Origin of the sequence: Chitinophaga sp. CB10 (assembly GCA_001870995.2) — a bacterium.
In the GTDB taxonomy this organism is placed as follows: domain Bacteria; phylum Bacteroidota; class Bacteroidia; order Chitinophagales; family Chitinophagaceae; genus Chitinophaga.
The window spans coordinates 147,172-163,124 of record MLAV02000005.1; the positions used below are offsets into that span (position 1 = coordinate 147,172).

Sequence of the window (15,953 nt, forward strand, 5' to 3'; positions counted from 1 at the left end):
TGCCTTAACAGGGTGAAACAATTAGTTTTCCCAAGGAGCTTTACCTTCTACAGTAATACCCATGCTACGTGCAGTACCTGCAACCATGCTCATCGCACTGTGCAGTGTGAAGCAGTTCAGATCAGGCATTTTGTCCTGAGCAATAGCTTCAACCTGCGCCCAGGTCACTTTACCCACCTTGTTACGGTTAGGCTCTTTAGAACCACTTTGCAGTTTGGCAGCTTCCTTCAGCTGAACCGGAGCCGGAGGAGTCTTAATTACGAAGTCAAATGATTTGTCAGTGTAAACAGTCAGCAACACAGGCAGTACTTTACCCATTTTATCCTGGGTACGCGCATTGAACTGTTTGCAAAACTCCATGATGTTCACACCTTTAGAACCCAGAGCAGGTCCGATTGGAGGAGCAGGGTTGGCTTGGCCGCCTTTTACCTGCAATTTCACGTACGTTGCGATCTCTTTTGCCATACTTTATTATTTAATTTGGTTAAGCGCCCTCTGCCAAAACAGAAGGCTCCCAAAACTAAAAGGACGAAAATAACCTTTTAAACGGGATGCAAAGGTATATAATAATATCAACTCGCCAAAAAGTATTTGAATTTGGGCATTCTTTTTGCTACCAGAAGGGATTTTTTTACAAATCTATTGCATTCCCCAAATTTTTTCCTTATATGCGAAGCCTGCAAAGTTAAGACTTATTAGCCACATCTGCATAAAATAATGACCGGCGCTTCGATTTCTCTGTTTTCAGATACCGGCTGACGAACTGATCAGCAGCTTTTATCCTGGCGCGGATTTCTTCCACCGCGGCGCCCAGCTCCCGCAAATTGTCCGCCATGGCGGCATCCCTGCCCTGCATAGCTTCGATGCGCTTGTTCAGGTCCTCTACCCTGCCCACCTGGGCATCCATCATCTTCCTGACCGCCGAATCCGGTTTTTCCGGCAAAAACTCACTGTTTTTGAAAGAAACGTACTCATTATACCACTTTACCAGCTCAGTATAGTCGGCATGAGCCGCGTTAAACCGGTCCACCAGCTGATTCCGTTCCTCTATCTCCCGGTTGGCTGCCAGCACCTGCACGGTTTGACGCAGCCAGTCCAGCTCCGCCATCACGAACGGATTAGCGGCGGCGCCATAGCGCTCTATCCTGGCCAGGGCTCCGGCCAAACGCTCCAGGCGGGGCTGACGCAGGTATTTATTAATCGTATCATTGAAATTGAACACAGGCCCGTTTTGCCTGGAAACGCCAGCTTCGTCGTGCCGCACCGGGTTTGCCAGGCATTGCCACATTGGATCAAACGGGATGTGGCGCTTCACTGCGACCCGGGGCGGCACCTGGAACCAGTCCCAGCTCAGCCTGGGCGTAAAGCGGGCGCCATCTACCGTGCCGGCTCCCCATGTTGGGTCCGTAATAGTCCACTGGCCCCCGTTTTTCACCACCACCCAATCGTGCGCGCCTGCAGGCGCTATATTTCCGTTCTCCAAACAATACCCGTTTACCGTAAAGGCCAAAATACCGGCCTCCTGGCATACCCGGGCATACAAGCTGGCGTAATCCGCAGCGATGCCGGTCCTGGTTTGTAAGACCTGCTGCAATACTGCCGCAGTATCCTTGTAGTTCTTTTGCTGGTACCTGCCGGGCACATCGTAGGCTATATGCGTGGCGATCCAGTGGTAAAGGGCCTGCTGAAAGGCCTGGTTACTGCCAGTATGAGCTTTCAGCCACCTGGCTATACCGGCGGGAGTGCCGGTAACTGCGTCCGGAATAGACACTACAGCCGGAGCAGGTTTTGCTGGCCCGGGCGCCTGCGCGTTTGCGGACGCAACGGCCAGCAAACACGCTAATGCGATTACTATTCTCATGTTAGGGATAATATTTGTCAGCTTCTACAGTTAATCAACGCATACCTTAGTTTAAGGGAATTCCCATCCAGGACATCTTATAGAAAAGGGATTTCCTGAACATCTTGCCGGTTTTCAGGTATTTGGTCACAAACGCCTGCTCCTCCGCAATCCTGTCCTTCATATCCTTGGCAGAGCGTTTTGCTTCGCTAACGGACCTGGCATTGCTCCCGTCTTCAAAAACCACTTCGTTGAGCCCTGTTACGATGGCCTCCGCATCAGCAGCCATTTTATCCACCCACTGGCGGATTTCTGCGTCGGGTTTGGAAGGCGTGAACTGTTTGTTCTTAAACGCCACGTAGGTATTGTAGTCGTTAACCAGTTCATTATACCGGGTGGTAGTGGCATTGAACTTTTCTGCCATTGCGTTTTGCGCCATCACTTTGGCGTTTTGGCGGCCAACGTCCAGCACCTGCAGCATATAGCTCAGCTCTGTGGAAATGTACATATTGCTGACGCCAAAGCGGCGAATTCGGTCGACCGTACTTTCGAGCCGCGCCGTGCTATCCAGTTTTTGCCAGGCGGCAATGGTATCCGCATATGCAAATACCGGGCGGGATGCGGCTGCGGTCCAGTTGTTCTCCTTGATTTCCGTGTGGGTGTAAGGGTGATCCAGGAACTGGTACATGGGATCAAAGGGTACATGGGTTTTTATGAAGATGGCAGGGGCCACCATGAAATATTTCCACGTAAAGGAAGGATAGAACTTATTGCCGCTTACGCCGCCGGCAGCCCACGTAGGATCAACGAGGGACCATTTACCATCCACATTTACGGCTACCCAGGCATGGCTACCATCCGCGCTGAGCTGTGAGCCGTTAATGGTGTACCCGGACACCAACATGGCAGAAATCCCGGCTTTTCGGGCAATTTCCACAAAAAGTGAGGAGTAGCCATAGCAGATAGCCTGGCGGGTGCGGAGCGTTTTCAGGGCCGCGTCCGTGGTATCCTTATAGTATTGGGGATCGTAAGTGTTGCGGGTGTCATAGGCAATGTTCTTTCCTACCCAGGCATAGATGGCTTTCAGCGCATCCGTCTGATTACTGGTATTGTTGCGTACCCAGGTGGCCATAGCCGTGGATGTCATGACTTCCGTATCCGGAATCTTTGCATAGGTTAGGGTTGGGTTGGCAGCAGGCTTGGGCTTTGTCGTCTGTGCATTGCCGGTAAATGCTGTTCCCAGCATCACCGCAATTCCCATCGCGGCAATTAATCTCATAAGTTGGGTTAGTGTTTTGGTTACTGTCTGTTGATTTAAAATTGTCGCAAATATCGACTTTAAAGTGCAGATTTTCGAATTATCGGGTTGGTTTTCCGTTCTATATAACGCTGTTGCGCAGCTATTTGGCGTTGCAGGAGCTGCACCAGCCGGATGTTGCTGCGCAGGTCGTATTTGTTGTCGATGTAGGTTAGCACAATGCCAGTCATCTCCTTTTCGAGGCTGACTGCTTTGATTGCCAGTGTTTGGAGCCGGGCGGTTAATGCGTTCCAGTCGGGCGTTTGGGTATTCAGCGCGGCTTCGATGTTGGTATATTCCTCTTTTAATTTGGTTAATTCCGTGGCTGTTGCGCGGTATTTATCGTATTGCCCGGAAGCTTTATCATCCTGGTACTGGTAGTAGGGAATATTTTGCCGTTGTGCGTTGATATATTCCGACAGCAGTGCGTTTGCCGTACCGTACCGCCTGATACGGGCGATTTCATTCAGTGCCTTTTCCGCATTATTAAGGCGGTTCACATAGTTCAGGGTATCATTAAACCGGAAAAGCGGCAGGGTGGTATCGGCGTTCCGGCTTTTCATCCGGATGGAATCGTGGCTTACCGGCCGGTAGGAGAATTGAAGCAGCGGGTCGAAGGGCACATGATCTTTAATAAAGACATCGTTGGATTTCATGAAATACCGCCAGTCCAGCCGTGGAAGAAAATGAAAGCGCCTGATTTTCCAGAACAGGATTTTTTGGGAGGCCGGCACTATGTAGCCAGCGCCCCAGGTGGGATCTACGAACGACCAGTCAGCCCCGGTTTTAACCGCCACCCAGGCGTGGGCGGTATCGAGTCGTTTCATTTTGCGGTCAAAGCAATAGCCTGTTACCAGCAGGGACGTAATATCCATTTTTCGGGCGATATGCATAAAGATGGCAGCATAGCCAACGCAGACGGCTTTACCTGATTGCAGTTCCCGGTTGATAAGCCCGAGGGTATCTACCCCGGCGATCTGGTGGGTGCGGCTATCCATGCCTTTTTTGTCGTACTTGATATGATCCGATATCCAGGCGTACAGGGTGGCCAGTTTATCCCGTTCTGTTTTACAATTTGCGTTGATCCACCAGGCAAGGCTGTCCGCATTGGCCGGGATGGAAAATGGGGGTTTGGGGAGGGGTTGGGCGGGCAGGTGGGTGGTGAGGTGTAGCAGGAGGAGTATAGGTAGTAATGATTTTTTCATGGCAGGGATAATTACTTTTTTTTCTGTAGGTATTCCGTTAGTGTTTTCCGGAAGCTTTCCTGTTTTTCCAGGGTTGTCTGAACGCGTTTCAGGAAGTCCTGGCGGGCCTTTTCACTTACGTCCCATTCCAGGCGTATCCTGCTAGCCGCATTATAAATCTCCCCCGATTCCTTATAGCAGGCGTTGACCCAGTTCAGTAACACCTCACCGGCGGCCGGTGGTTGATCCCGAAGTTTGGCCACCAGCTTGTTATAACGGTCTATGAGTGTACGAAATTCCGCATCGTTGCCGGAGGCAACATCCGTGCTGTAAGCAGCGGCAGGCAGGGATTGCCGGAGGAAAGCCATTTCGTTGCGCTGGAGTTGATTGATGACGCCGTAGGTTTCCATGCGGCGCATTCGGCTTTTAACCTGTGCCAGGGCGGTTTGCTGTTTATAGGCGGCAATACTGTCTTCAAAGTAAATGGCAGGGCGTTCTTTAGCAGTATGCCAGGAATGGTCCCTCAATTCGGCGGGCTTCAGCGGATGCGGGAGATACTGAAAAATGGGATCAAACGGGACATGCGTATAGATGGCTTTTTCCGGCGGGATCATGAAATGCGCCCAGTTAAAAGACCGCACAAAAGTATCCCGATCTACGGCGCCGGCGCCCCAGGTGGGATCTATAATTCCCCATTTGCCATTGAGTTTGGCGCCCATCCATCCGTGGCTGCCTTCGAGGGAGAGTTGGCCTTGTATGTAGGTATAGCCGGTAATAAGGTCTATGGGGATGTTGGCGTGGCGGCATACTTCAAAAAACAGGCAGGTATATCCCTGGCAGATGCCGGACCGGGTGGCGAGTGTTTGGGCGGCGGCATCGGCGGTGTCTTTGTATGTCTGTGTACTGTTAGCCAGCTTTACGTCATAACTGACGTTATTTCCTATCCAGTAGTAGAGAGATTTAATTGCGTCGTAATCGTTGGCGGCGTTGGCTTTCAGCCATTGGCCCATGGCCTGTGCCGAGTGGGTAACCGTAGTGGGAATGAGTAGTACCGCGGTATCCGGCTGTTGTGCATAATTACAGGCGGACAGGAGCAGGCCAGCAAGAAGTAGGATAATACCTTTCATGTGTGGGCGCTTCATGATGAGTTGGCGAAACCGGTTTAAAACAACAACGTTCCGGCGTATGCCGGAACGTTGCGTAATATGATGGTGCGGGATGAATTGCTTAAGCCAGCTTTTCTACCTGCATGAAGTTGAGTTCTACCGGAGTAGCGCGACCGAAGATTTTCACGGTCACTTTCAGTTTCTTCTTGTCTTCGATAACTTCTTCGATCACACCGTTGAAGTCGTTGAAAGGTCCATCGATGATCTTGATGGTTTCGCCAACGATGAAAGGTTCGCTCATGGTGAGGCCCTGGTCGGACAGTTCATCCACTTTACCTAACATTTTGTTTACTTCTGCTTTACGGAGTGCGATTGGTTTTTCTTTACCGAGGAAGTGGATAACACCAGATACATTGCGTATGGATTGGATTACTTCATCAGTCATTTTACCGTCGATGGCTTCGATCATCACGTAACCGGGGTAGAAGTTTTTTTCGCGCATCACTTTTTTACCGGCTTGCACTTTATAAACTTTTTCTACCGGGAGGAAGACCTGGGTGATCACGTTACCCCAGTCGGAGCGGCGCACTTCAATATCCAGATATTCCTTCACTTTTTTTTCCTTGCCACTAACAACGCGGAGCACGTACCACTTTGTTTCCTGCGCAGGAGTATTGGTTGCGTCCATATAATTAGTGTTTGAATAATTGATAATAGTGAGTTAACACGAAGTTGGAGGCTGCATCCATGCCCCATACCAGAGCTGTTACAAAGAGGGTTGCAATCAGTACTACCATGGTAGAGGATTGCAGTTCCTGCCAGGTAGGCCAGGACACTTTGTAAACCAGTTCATGATAAGACTCGCGGAAATAGTTTCTGATCTTATTCATTTAAAATACATTTTTGGTCAATTGGATAAAGCCTAAAAAGGTTGAATTGCTTTATTTTTTTAAAATAACAACAATTCAACCATTTTACAAATTTTTCAACCTTGCACGGGCACTAGGATTCGAACCCAGATCAAAGGTTTTGGAGACCCGTATGCTACCGTTGCACCATGCCCGTGTATGAACTGTTAGCTTTGATTTTTCGCTGCTTTGAGGCAAAGATAGTCAAAGCTAACAGTTTTATTAAGATTGTGAATTACTTCACAATGTAGTTACCTTATTTGATGATTTCAGTAACCTGACCAGCACCTACGGTACGGCCACCTTCGCGGATAGCGAATTTCAGACCTTTATCCATTGCGATTGGAGCAATCAGTTTAACGGTCAGGGTAACGTTATCACCAGGCATCACCATTTCAACGCCAGCTGGCAGTTCAACTTCACCGGTAACGTCAGTTGTACGGAAGTAGAACTGAGGACGGTATTTGTTGAAGAATGGAGTGTGACGACCACCTTCTTCTTTGCTCAGTACGTAAACTTCGCATTTGAATTCGGAGTGAGGTTTGATAGAACCAGGAGCAACGATAACCATACCGCGACGGATCTGAGTTTTCTCAATACCACGGAGGAGCAGACCAGCGTTGTCACCAGCTTCACCTTCATCCAGCAGTTTTTTGAACATCTCAACACCAGTACAAGTAGATTTCAGCGGCTCGTCCTGCAGACCTACGATCTCAACGTTGTCACCAACTTTGATACGACCGCGTTCGATACGACCGGTTGCTACGGTACCACGACCTGTGATAGAGAATACGTCCTCTACAGACATCAGGAATGGTTGATCAACTGGACGTGGAGGCAGAGGAATGTAAGTATCAACAGCAGCCATCAGTTCTTCGATAGCGCCAACCCATTTTTCTTCGCCAGCCAGAGCGCCGGTTGCAGAACCTTTGATTACAGGAGCGTTGTCACCGTCGAAACCGTTAGAAGACAGCAGGTCGCGAACTTCGATTTCAACCAGTTCCAGCAGTTCAGCATCGTCAACCAGGTCAACTTTGTTCATGAATACTACTACCTGAGGTACACCTACCTGACGAGCCAGGAGGATGTGTTCTCTGGTTTGTGGCATAGGACCGTCAGTAGCGGCTACCACCAGGATAGCACCGTCCATCTGAGCAGCACCAGTGATCATATTTTTCACATAGTCAGCGTGACCAGGGCAGTCAACGTGAGCATAGTGACGGTTTGCAGTCTGATACTCTACGTGAGCTGTATTGATAGTGATACCTCTTTCTTTTTCTTCAGGAGCAGCATCGATCTCATCATAACCTCTCTTCTCTGCCAGACCCTTGTTTGCCAAAATTGTGGTAATGGCAGCAGTCAAGGTAGTTTTACCGTGGTCCACGTGGCCGATGGTACCAATGTTTACGTGGGGTTTATCCCGCTTAAAGGTTTCTTTTGCCATTGTATTTTCTTTTTAGATGGTTTGTAAAGATTGTATTGATAGTTGTTTTTAAAACACGATTTACAAACTTGTACCGTTGATGAGAATTGAACTCATTGCCTTCCGCAGAAATGTTTCAGTGGACGCTCTTCCATTGAGCTACAACGCTAAGTTTAATTTCGGAGAGGGAATTAATAAATTCGAATCCCGAAATTCGAATTTTATGGAGTTGTTGATGCGACTTAACTACTCACTACAACTATTCTTCAAAAAAATTCTGAGCTGTTGAAGAGAATTGAACTCTCGACCTCTTCCTTACCAAGGAAGTGCTCTACCCCTGAGCTACAACAGCTTGAAAAATTGCAAATTAATGCGAGCGGGAGACGAGGTTCGAACCCGCGACCTACAGCTTGGAAGGCTGTCGCTCTACCAACTGAGCTACTCCCGCATTAATAACTCACTTCACATGGAATAACAGTGAAATCATTCCTGTTAATGAATTATAGAAATAAATTAAAGAACATAAAGGCTGTTGTATCACCGGTGTGTCCAACTTCTGAATTACTCACCTTCCATTCACAACTATGTTCCGCCTCTGCAAAGGCAAAGGCGGAACACGCCGTTCTGTGGGCAGGATAGGATTCGAACCTATGAAGTCGTAGACAGCGGATTTACAGTCCGCCCCATTTGGCCACTCTGGAACCTGCCCTAACTTAATTTTTGGATTTGATTTTCGTTATCCGGTTACCGTTAGTGAACCGGATAACTTAACCAAAACGATGAGCCAGCAGAGGGATTCGAACCCCCGACCCACTGATTACAAATCAGTAGCTCTGGCCAACTGAGCTATGCTGGCATCTTTCAAAAAACATTCTTTCAATTCGGTAACTCGTTCTGTGGAGTAAGTAACTCGTTGAAAGAGAGCGCAAAATTAAGTGAATTTTTTATTTCTCCAAATCTTTTTTTTAGTTTCTTACAAATAATGAAAAATTTATTTGTTTCCGCTAAAACGCCCTGCTATAAAGAACTTTGCTACCTTTTACCGACCCCTTTTCGAATCGGGATGGCAAAGGTAGCAAAGGAATTGATATTTCCAAAATTATTTGAAAAAATTATTGAATTTTTTTCTCCTTCTTACGTTTCACCTGTTCTATCAGGCTTTCAAAGGCCATGTCAAATGAGAGTTCAAATGATTTTGATTCGTGCTTTACAAATAAGTCCTGCCGCGGTATTCGTACACGGATCTCCGCAATCTTATCCTTTATCTGATGCGCTAAATTGTCCAATTTTAGAAAAACATCCACGCTTACTATCCGATCATGAAACGTATTCAATTTCTGAATCTTTCTTGTCACATGATCAATCAGTTTTGAGTCAGCATCGAAATGCACTGTTTGAATTTGAACGTTCATAGCACTAATTTTTTAAATATTTAACAATCTATATACTAAGGGGTAATGCTTGGCCATAGGCATTCTCTTTCAGTATGAAGTTCTACTTACTCTAATATACTCACTTTATCTATTCACCGCATCTATACCGCGTAATATTTTGTTAAAATGAAATTTTGCCGTGCTCAAACTAGCCAAAACCGCCCCAAACAGGCCTTTTATTGCAGTTTCTGTAATATGTAATGGATTTTGTCTACGCCTTGGGATGCGCCTGCTGATAAACCTTCTTTAATTTCTCTATTGTATTGTGCGTATAGACCTGTGTAGCTGCCAGTGATGAATGCCCCAACAGCTCCTTCACCGCGTTCAGATCCGCACCGTTATTGGTGAGGTGCGTGGCGAATGTATGGCGGAGTATATGCGGACTTTTCTTTTTCAGCGTGGTGATCTGATGTTCGCTGAGGTATTTGCGCACCATCAGGTACACGTATTTGGGATATAGTTTTCGGCCTGTCTGCGGGTGTACAAATAAGACCCCTTCCTCGAAGGTTTCAAAGCCGGCTCGTTTTTCCGTTTGATAATGCTCAATTTGCGCGGCCAGTGAGGCGGAGATGGGTATGATTCTCTCCTTACCCCCCTTCCCCATTACTTTAATGGTGAGGTTCCTTTTGTCTATTTTAAATTCTTCCAGCGCTATCAGTTCGGACAAACGGAGGCCTGTCTGGTAAAACACTTCAAATATCAGCTGATGTGTTCTGCCTTCGAAATCGTTGGAGAAAATATGCAGCGAAGTGGTGGACACGGGACTGCGGTTTTCTTCCAGGGCGCGCATACCTTTTTCATCAATAAAGCCGGGCAGGCGTTTCTTGATTTTGGGCGCGATCACTTTCACCATGGGCGACTGGGTGATGAGCGATTGCAGCAGACAGTATTTAAAAAATGATTTAAGGGTGGAGATTTTCCTGTTGACGCTTTTGGCGGTCATGGCATTTTCCATCAGGGAAGCCAGCCAGTCGCGGATCATTACATGGGAAATATCACCGAGGAGGGTGCGACCATAAGTAGTGGTAATATGGTCGAGGAATTGGGTCAGGTCATTACGATAGGCAGTGCAGGTATGGACTGAGTATCGTTTCTCGAGCTGCAGATAGGTTAAAAAGCGCTCGGATAAGGAATATAGCTCTTGATTCAACACAAAAAGATTGATGATTGTAAAGTTATCAAATAACCTTACAATCATCAAATATTTTGAGTTGCTCTAAGCTAAATTAGCAAAAGGATATTATCCTTCAATTTTACCAGAAGCCAGCTGTTGTTTGTAAACCGCTTTCAGTACTTCAGTACGGCGTTTAACAGATGGTTTGGTAAAAGACTGGCGTGATCTGAGTTGCAGCAGGATGCGAGCTTTCTCAAATTTCTTTTTGTACTTTTTCAGCGCCTTGTCTATGTTTTCGCAATCTTTAGAATCAATTATCAACATAATTTTGCCTCTTATTTTTAGGAACGCAAAGATAGCATAATATTCCGGAAAAACAAAAAGGTTGGATATTTTTTGCCTTTAATCTTCCTCTCCCCCTTCTTCTCCGTAGAAAATGACCCAGAGTAGCAAATCGGCTGTAAAGTTAGTGAATCTGTGTTCAGCTCCTGCGGGAACGAAGAGGAAGTCGCCCGGACCCACCTTCACCGTTTTATTTTCCAGGGTAAAATCGCTGCTCCCTTTCAGGACTATATATATTTCATCCTGGAGATGGGGCTCCTGGTCGTCGATGTCTTCCGGTCTGAAAATGATTCCTCTCATACTGCCGTGTTCGAATAGAACGGCAAAGTCGTCTTCACTTTTCTGCAGTTGTTGCAATGCTTCGGCCAGCGATACATGAAACCTCATGGGCAGACAATTTGGGTGATCGGATCGGAAATTGTCATTTAAATTAGGAATTTTCGTGCGAACGGCCAAAGGTTGGTGCGAAAGTACCGCGGTACACAAAGGCTCAGGGCTGCAGTGGCTGCATGGACTTGTGCCTTTGTGTACCGGTCAGGCGGATGTAAAAAGGCGGGGCGGTATCTGGTTGGGGGGTAGGTGAGGTCTTGCCGGGGTGGGCTTGCTGTAATAGCCAGAAGGCGGGATAACCCATGTGGTCTTATGGATATTAACACAAAAGGCGGGCTTTTGCCGGGAAACCGGTAGTCTTACCTGTAAAAACCAGGAAGACAGGCTTTGCCAGGATAACCGGTGGGATTTCCCATGTGGGCTTACTGATATTAACCAGAAAAACGGGCTTACCGGGAAACCGGTGGGATTGCACATATGGTCTTACTGATATTAACCAGAATGACGGGCTTTGCCAGGATAACCGGTGGAATTTCCCATGTAGTCTTACTGATATTAACCAGAAAGACAGGCTTACCGGGACAATCGGTGGTTTTTCCGGTGAGCTTACCCATAATAACCCAAAAACGGCCTTTTACCGTATTTCCCGCTAGTTTACACAGCGGGCTTACTTACAATAACCAAATGACGGCTTTCTACCGCATTCCCGGTGAACTTCCCAGGCAGTCTTACCTGCACTAACCAGAAAAGGACCCTTCGCCTTATTTCCCCGTCAGCCACCTGAACAGGCTGCAAGTACTAATCACTTTGAATCAGTAAGTTGGGTATTGGTGGTTTTTCCATTACGAGGCCTGTTAATTCCCCTCAGCTGCGGTTACCGCATGGTCACGGTACTAACTGCTAACTACCCTGATCATCAGGCAACCGGCATACTGTGGGGTGTTGTTCTCGGAAACGTAGGAAAAATCCGGAAACAAGGAAGCGGGAATGAGCTGGCAATAGGGGAACCAGGCCATTCCCGCAGATAAAGACTACGAGGATAGTTCCCGCAGTACTATTGTAGGAATGCGCTTATCCCAGGGGTGGAGGTATAGCGATCAGGGAATACCGGCCCGGATACAGGCCGAACCGCCGCAATATCAATACAGCTCACGGGTCCTATACTGTACTCGGCGCATCCGTTTTCTATGACGTGAAACGCTACAGGATAGGCCTGAAACTCGATAACCTGACCAATAAAGAATACTATACCGGCGGAATTGCCGGCAGGCCGGCATTGTATGGCATGGTCGCGCAATCAAACTGCTATTAACCCCAAGCCCTACAATTAGCTCAAGACAGTACAAATCCCGTCCCTGTGTAAATCCACAGGAATACGCTACCCTTTCCGGGGAGTAGCGCAGCTCTTAAAGCTGCGCTGCATTAATCTTTAATTTTCTTTTTGAGCAGGCTAACCTGGTCTTGCAGCTGGCTCACCATATCGGCCAGGTGGTTGACGCTCATCCGGCTTTGCTGGCTGGACTTGCTGATGACTGCATCTGACTGCCAGAGTTCCAGTACATCTTCCATTTCTACGGAATAAGGTTCAAACTGTTCGTTGTCGGATACCAGTGTGATTTTGGATTTGGCCCGGTTGCTCTTCTGCACTCTTTTAAATACGATACCGCCGCGGGAGGTAACTACCACGTAGGTTTCGTTATTCTTGATATCGTCCCAGCCGTCGATCTTATGACAAACGATAACGGAACCTGAAGGAACCGGCAGCATGGAGTCCCCCGCGATTTCAAATGCACGGTAATCTCCTGCGCCCAGCATAGGCAGCGTGAAAGTGTTCAGCTCTTCGATGAACTCTTCATCGTTGTATCCAGCTAGGTAACCTGCGGCGGCTTTCACAGGCACAAAAGTGATAGACTGCCTGTTGCTGCCCAGCTTTTGCTGACGGCGTTTTTCCAGGTAGCTGTCTTTCTGTGAACTGAGATCTCTTCGCAGCAGATCATCAATGGATACGCGGAACATGTCGCTGACCTGTTCCAGCACTTCCGTTCTTGGTTCCGCACGCTCTTCTTCATATGCGCCGAGCAGGGAACGCTTGATACCGAGCTTGTCGGCAAATTCTTGCTGCGTCCAGCCTTTTTGCTTACGCAGATATTTCAAATTCTGGCATACTACGGACATAACCTAAATTATTTAGTACCTTGCTAACAAAATTAGCAAATATTTTTATCATTTACCAAATATATCTGGCGGCCAAGACTTATTTTTGCCCGGATTAATCAATTTAACTAATTATGTTACTTGTACATTCCATTTTGAGATGGGCGGTACTGCTCACCGGAATATGGGCCGTAATCCGTGCTTACAAAGGTGTTTCAGGCAAAACTCCGTTCACCGCTGCAGATAATAAGGCAGGTCTTTTCTTTATGATCGCCTGTGATATCCAATTACTGGTAGGTATCATTCTTTTCTTTACCAGTCCGCTGGTAACTGCAGCCCGTGCAGATATGGGAGCAGCTATGAAAGACGGCGTACTGCGTTTATTCACTGTGGAACATGAAACGCTGGCAATCGTTGCCATTGCGTTGGTTCACATTGGTAAATCCAAAGTAAAGAAAGCTACAGACGCGGTTAAAAAACACAAACTGGCGCTGAATTTCTACAGTATCGCGATGATCCTTATTATTATCATGGTAGCAATGATTATGACAAAAGGCCAGCGCGGCTGGATCTAATCCCTTGAAGATATACTCCAAATAATAATGGCGGCCCCTGTCAGGAGCCGCCATTTCTTTTTTATGAATTGACCACTATTTAAGCAACGTTGCGTGTTTACCGTTAGCCCTTGTCCTCGTTGTACTGTCTGAAGGAGTAGATGTAGGGCAGTACCGGCAGTATCATTGATGCAGCAAATATAACGAATATCCCCGTAATGAGCGACATGAAGAAGGCCCCCGCAATGAACACGATGCCGGCGGCCGTCCACAGGATGCTGGCAAACCGGTGCGTTTCCTTCCAGATGGCGGCGCTGCGCAGTGTCCACGGGGTGCGTATCCCTACATAATTATTGGGTTGCAGGTTTCTCAGGTAGAGGCCAATGCCTGCGATGGCCAGCCCTATTCCGATAAACGCCCAGCGTTCCATGGCATAGGAATGCCCTGTTTGCACCATCAGGATAATGAGGCAGCTCATCGCCGTGAGCGCCAGCTGCATCACAAACCGCACCCGGTAATATTCATGCCGCATGGCTTCCGGATCGCTTACCTCCTCTCCGTCCGTACGTGGCAGATAGCGAAACAGTGCATACAACAATCCATTCGTGAGAAATACAAATATCATTAACAGCAGGAAGTCGCTTTTGGTCTGGATCTGCTGCTGTACCGTATCATTCAGGGCTGCAGGAAAAACGTCCGGTAGCGATTGCCAGATAAGGCCCAGGTAAATGAGCGGGGCCACGAGGAGGGCCAGGAGAAGAAGCTCTTTGCGATAATCCGTTTTTGTCATAGGAACATGCTTTAAAGGATGAATATTCACAATTTCCTTTTACCTCATTCTCATATGCTTGACATATTACAGATTGTATGCCCGATATGTTGTAAAATTACGAAATCTCTTCAGCACCCCGATTATTTTACTAATAATTTTAGTAAAACTAAAAATATTAGTATCTTTGAATTCCGCATCAATCGCGGTGTTAACCACTACCCCTCTGCTTGCATAAACAGACTCATTCAAAAACTTGTGTTATGCTATCGTTGCAACAACGCGCCATTGCGCATCTCGACCTTGACTGCTTCTTTGTTTCGGTGGAATGCCAGCAGGACAGCAGCCTGATAGGAAAGCCATTACTCGTAGGCGGCAGCAGCGACCGGGCCGTGGTATCCGCCTGCAGTTACGAAGCCAGACGTTACGGCATTCACTCCGCCATGCCCATGAAAACGGCCCTGCGCCTTTGTCCGCACGCCATCGTACGCAGCGGCGACATGGAGGCATACAGCAACAAATCCCGGGAAGTGACGGAGATCATTGCCGAAAAAGCCCCGCTTTACGAAAAATCATCCATCGATGAATTTTATATAGACATCAGCGGCATGGATAAATTCTTCGGTTCCCTGAAATGGACCTCCGAGCTGAGGAAAACCATTATGAAAGAATCAGGACTGCCCATTTCTTTCGGACTGGCCTCCAATAAGCTGGTTTCCAAAGTCGCCACCGACGAAGCGAAACCCAATGGCCAGCTCGAGATACTTTTCGGGGAGGAAAAATCATTTCTCGCCCCCCTGAAAATTGAAAAAATACCTATGGTGGGAAAAGAAACCGCCGCACAACTGCGCCGGCGCGGCGTAGAAACCGTAAAAACGCTCAGCGAAGTGCCGGTATCCCTGCTGGAAGCCTGGATGGGAAAACACGGCATCTCCCTCTGGAAAAAGGCCAACGGGATAGATGAAACCCCCGTCATCCCCTACTATGAACAGAAATCTATTTCAACGGAAAGTACTTTCCCCGCAGATACCATCGATATGGACTTCATGCATGCGGAACTGGTACGCATGACAGAAAAAATTGCGTTTGAACTCCGGCAACAAAATAAACTTACCGGCTGCATCACGGTAAAAATCCGGTATTCGGACTTTGAAACCGTTACCAAGCAGATGACCATCCCCTACTCCTGCTCCGACCATATACTCCTGGAAAAAGTAAAGGAGCTTTTTAAAAAACTCTATGACCGCCGGCTGCTGGTACGCCTCATCGGCGTACGGTTCAGCCACCTCGTACAAGGCAACTACCAGATCAGCCTCTTCGACGACAGCCAGGAAATGATTGCGCTCTACCAGGCCATAGACCAGATCAAAAACAGGTTCGGCTGGGAGTTCTTAATGAAAGGCACCAATGTAATCCCACCAGACAAAAAGCACCTGAGCAGGAAAAAAGAAATCACCCCCTATTTCAAGGTATAGCACGGCTTTTCATCCATTGTTAAG

At 47.6% G+C, this 15,953-nt stretch carries 16 protein-coding genes and 6 tRNA genes; 2 read left to right on the forward strand and 20 right to left on the reverse strand.

The window, feature by feature from the left end:
- Positions 1–21 precede the first annotated feature (21 nt).
- The 19 genes from rplK to BOC67_RS09490 form a co-directional block, all read right to left on the reverse strand.
- Positions 22–465: a 50S ribosomal protein L11 gene (gene rplK, locus BOC67_RS09395; RefSeq protein WP_291909758.1), complete on the reverse strand. Its 444-nt coding sequence runs from the start codon at positions 463–465 to the stop codon at positions 22–24.
- Between the two features lie 220 nt (positions 466–685).
- Positions 686–1,861 (reverse strand): transglutaminase domain-containing protein, encoded by a 1,176-nt coding sequence (locus BOC67_RS09400; protein WP_291909760.1) that lies wholly within the window; start codon positions 1,859–1,861, stop codon positions 686–688.
- A 46-nt stretch (positions 1,862–1,907) separates the two neighbouring features.
- Entirely contained in the window at positions 1,908–3,119 is a 1,212-nt protein-coding gene (locus BOC67_RS09405; RefSeq protein ID WP_291909762.1) for a transglutaminase domain-containing protein, read from the reverse strand.
- A gap of 59 nt (positions 3,120–3,178) precedes the next feature.
- Entirely contained in the window at positions 3,179–4,342 is a 1,164-nt protein-coding gene (locus BOC67_RS09410) for a transglutaminase-like domain-containing protein (protein ID WP_291909763.1), read from the reverse strand.
- An 11-nt stretch (positions 4,343–4,353) separates the two neighbouring features.
- Positions 4,354–5,448 (reverse strand): transglutaminase domain-containing protein, encoded by a 1,095-nt coding sequence (locus tag BOC67_RS09415; protein WP_291909764.1) that lies wholly within the window; start codon positions 5,446–5,448, stop codon positions 4,354–4,356.
- Positions 5,449–5,548: 100 nt separating this feature from the next.
- On the reverse strand, positions 5,549–6,115 hold the full coding sequence (gene nusG, locus BOC67_RS09420; protein WP_291909766.1) for a transcription termination/antitermination protein NusG: 567 nt from the start codon (positions 6,113–6,115) through the stop codon (positions 5,549–5,551).
- A gap of 4 nt (positions 6,116–6,119) precedes the next feature.
- Complete coding sequence (gene secE, locus BOC67_RS09425; RefSeq protein ID WP_073083431.1) at positions 6,120–6,317, reverse strand: preprotein translocase subunit SecE; 198 nt, start codon at positions 6,315–6,317, stop codon at positions 6,120–6,122.
- A gap of 104 nt (positions 6,318–6,421) precedes the next feature.
- A tRNA-Trp gene (locus BOC67_RS09430) sits at positions 6,422–6,492 on the reverse strand.
- A 99-nt stretch (positions 6,493–6,591) separates the two neighbouring features.
- Complete coding sequence (gene tuf / locus BOC67_RS09435) at positions 6,592–7,779, reverse strand: elongation factor Tu (RefSeq protein ID WP_291909770.1); 1,188 nt, start codon at positions 7,777–7,779, stop codon at positions 6,592–6,594.
- A 71-nt stretch (positions 7,780–7,850) separates the two neighbouring features.
- Positions 7,851–7,927 (reverse strand) — tRNA-OTHER (locus BOC67_RS09440).
- Between the two features lie 111 nt (positions 7,928–8,038).
- A tRNA-Thr gene (locus BOC67_RS09445) sits at positions 8,039–8,110 on the reverse strand.
- A gap of 23 nt (positions 8,111–8,133) precedes the next feature.
- A tRNA-Gly gene (locus tag BOC67_RS09450) sits at positions 8,134–8,206 on the reverse strand.
- A 179-nt stretch (positions 8,207–8,385) separates the two neighbouring features.
- Positions 8,386–8,467: transfer RNA gene (locus tag BOC67_RS09455), tRNA-Tyr, on the reverse strand.
- A gap of 73 nt (positions 8,468–8,540) precedes the next feature.
- A tRNA-Thr gene (locus tag BOC67_RS09460) sits at positions 8,541–8,614 on the reverse strand.
- A 256-nt stretch (positions 8,615–8,870) separates the two neighbouring features.
- Entirely contained in the window at positions 8,871–9,170 is a 300-nt protein-coding gene (locus BOC67_RS09465) for an HPF/RaiA family ribosome-associated protein (RefSeq protein WP_073083428.1), read from the reverse strand.
- A gap of 232 nt (positions 9,171–9,402) precedes the next feature.
- Complete coding sequence (locus BOC67_RS09470; protein ID WP_291909772.1) at positions 9,403–10,341, reverse strand: tyrosine-type recombinase/integrase; 939 nt, start codon at positions 10,339–10,341, stop codon at positions 9,403–9,405.
- A gap of 90 nt (positions 10,342–10,431) precedes the next feature.
- Positions 10,432–10,629 (reverse strand): 30S ribosomal protein S21, encoded by a 198-nt coding sequence (gene rpsU, locus BOC67_RS09475; RefSeq protein WP_073083426.1) that lies wholly within the window; start codon positions 10,627–10,629, stop codon positions 10,432–10,434.
- A gap of 78 nt (positions 10,630–10,707) precedes the next feature.
- A complete protein-coding gene (locus tag BOC67_RS09480) occupies positions 10,708–11,034 on the reverse strand; it encodes a cupin domain-containing protein (protein ID WP_291909773.1) in 327 nt (108 codons plus the stop codon).
- Positions 11,035–12,399: 1,365 nt separating this feature from the next.
- Positions 12,400–13,152, reverse strand: a complete 753-nt coding sequence (locus BOC67_RS09490) for a LexA family transcriptional regulator (protein ID WP_291909774.1) — start codon at positions 13,150–13,152, stop codon at positions 12,400–12,402.
- A 113-nt stretch (positions 13,153–13,265) separates the two neighbouring features.
- On the opposite strand from BOC67_RS09490, the gene BOC67_RS09495 reads away from it, so the two are divergent.
- Positions 13,266–13,706, forward strand: coding sequence for a hypothetical protein (locus BOC67_RS09495; protein WP_291909776.1), 441 nt, complete (start codon positions 13,266–13,268; stop codon positions 13,704–13,706).
- 103 nt (positions 13,707–13,809) lie between these two features.
- On the opposite strand, the gene BOC67_RS09500 is transcribed toward BOC67_RS09495, so the two are convergent.
- Positions 13,810–14,475, reverse strand: a complete 666-nt coding sequence (locus BOC67_RS09500; RefSeq protein WP_291909778.1) for an SdpI family protein — start codon at positions 14,473–14,475, stop codon at positions 13,810–13,812.
- A 242-nt stretch (positions 14,476–14,717) separates the two neighbouring features.
- Between BOC67_RS09500 and dinB the strand changes: the two genes are divergently transcribed.
- Complete coding sequence (gene dinB / locus BOC67_RS09505) at positions 14,718–15,929, forward strand: DNA polymerase IV (RefSeq protein WP_291909780.1); 1,212 nt, start codon at positions 14,718–14,720, stop codon at positions 15,927–15,929.
- The last annotated feature ends 24 nt before the right edge of the window (positions 15,930–15,953 follow it).

Excerpts from the sequence above, each read along its gene's own strand:
- rplK (WP_291909758.1), bottom strand. The coding sequence starts at position 465 with ATGGCAAAAGAGATCGCAACGTACGTGAAATTGCAGGTAAAAGGCGGC.
- BOC67_RS09400 (WP_291909760.1), bottom strand. The coding sequence starts at position 1,861 with ATGAGAATAGTAATCGCATTAGCGTGTTTGCTGGCCGTTGCGTCCGCA.
- BOC67_RS09405 (WP_291909762.1), bottom strand. The coding sequence starts at position 3,119 with ATGAGATTAATTGCCGCGATGGGAATTGCGGTGATGCTGGGAACAGCA.
- BOC67_RS09410 (WP_291909763.1), bottom strand. The coding sequence starts at position 4,342 with ATGAAAAAATCATTACTACCTATACTCCTCCTGCTACACCTCACCACC.
- BOC67_RS09415 (WP_291909764.1), bottom strand. The coding sequence starts at position 5,448 with ATGAAAGGTATTATCCTACTTCTTGCTGGCCTGCTCCTGTCCGCCTGT.
- nusG (WP_291909766.1), bottom strand. The coding sequence starts at position 6,115 with ATGGACGCAACCAATACTCCTGCGCAGGAAACAAAGTGGTACGTGCTC.
- secE (WP_073083431.1), bottom strand. The coding sequence starts at position 6,317 with ATGAATAAGATCAGAAACTATTTCCGCGAGTCTTATCATGAACTGGTT.
- tuf (WP_291909770.1), bottom strand. The coding sequence starts at position 7,779 with ATGGCAAAAGAAACCTTTAAGCGGGATAAACCCCACGTAAACATTGGT.
- BOC67_RS09465 (WP_073083428.1), bottom strand. The coding sequence starts at position 9,170 with ATGAACGTTCAAATTCAAACAGTGCATTTCGATGCTGACTCAAAACTG.
- rpsU (WP_073083426.1), bottom strand. The coding sequence starts at position 10,629 with ATGTTGATAATTGATTCTAAAGATTGCGAAAACATAGACAAGGCGCTG.
- BOC67_RS09480 (WP_291909773.1), bottom strand. The coding sequence starts at position 11,034 with ATGAGGTTTCATGTATCGCTGGCCGAAGCATTGCAACAACTGCAGAAA.
- BOC67_RS09490 (WP_291909774.1), bottom strand. The coding sequence starts at position 13,152 with ATGTCCGTAGTATGCCAGAATTTGAAATATCTGCGTAAGCAAAAAGGC.
- BOC67_RS09495 (WP_291909776.1), top strand. The coding sequence starts at position 13,266 with ATGTTACTTGTACATTCCATTTTGAGATGGGCGGTACTGCTCACCGGA.
- BOC67_RS09500 (WP_291909778.1), bottom strand. The coding sequence starts at position 14,475 with ATGACAAAAACGGATTATCGCAAAGAGCTTCTTCTCCTGGCCCTCCTC.
- dinB (WP_291909780.1), top strand. The coding sequence starts at position 14,718 with ATGCTATCGTTGCAACAACGCGCCATTGCGCATCTCGACCTTGACTGC.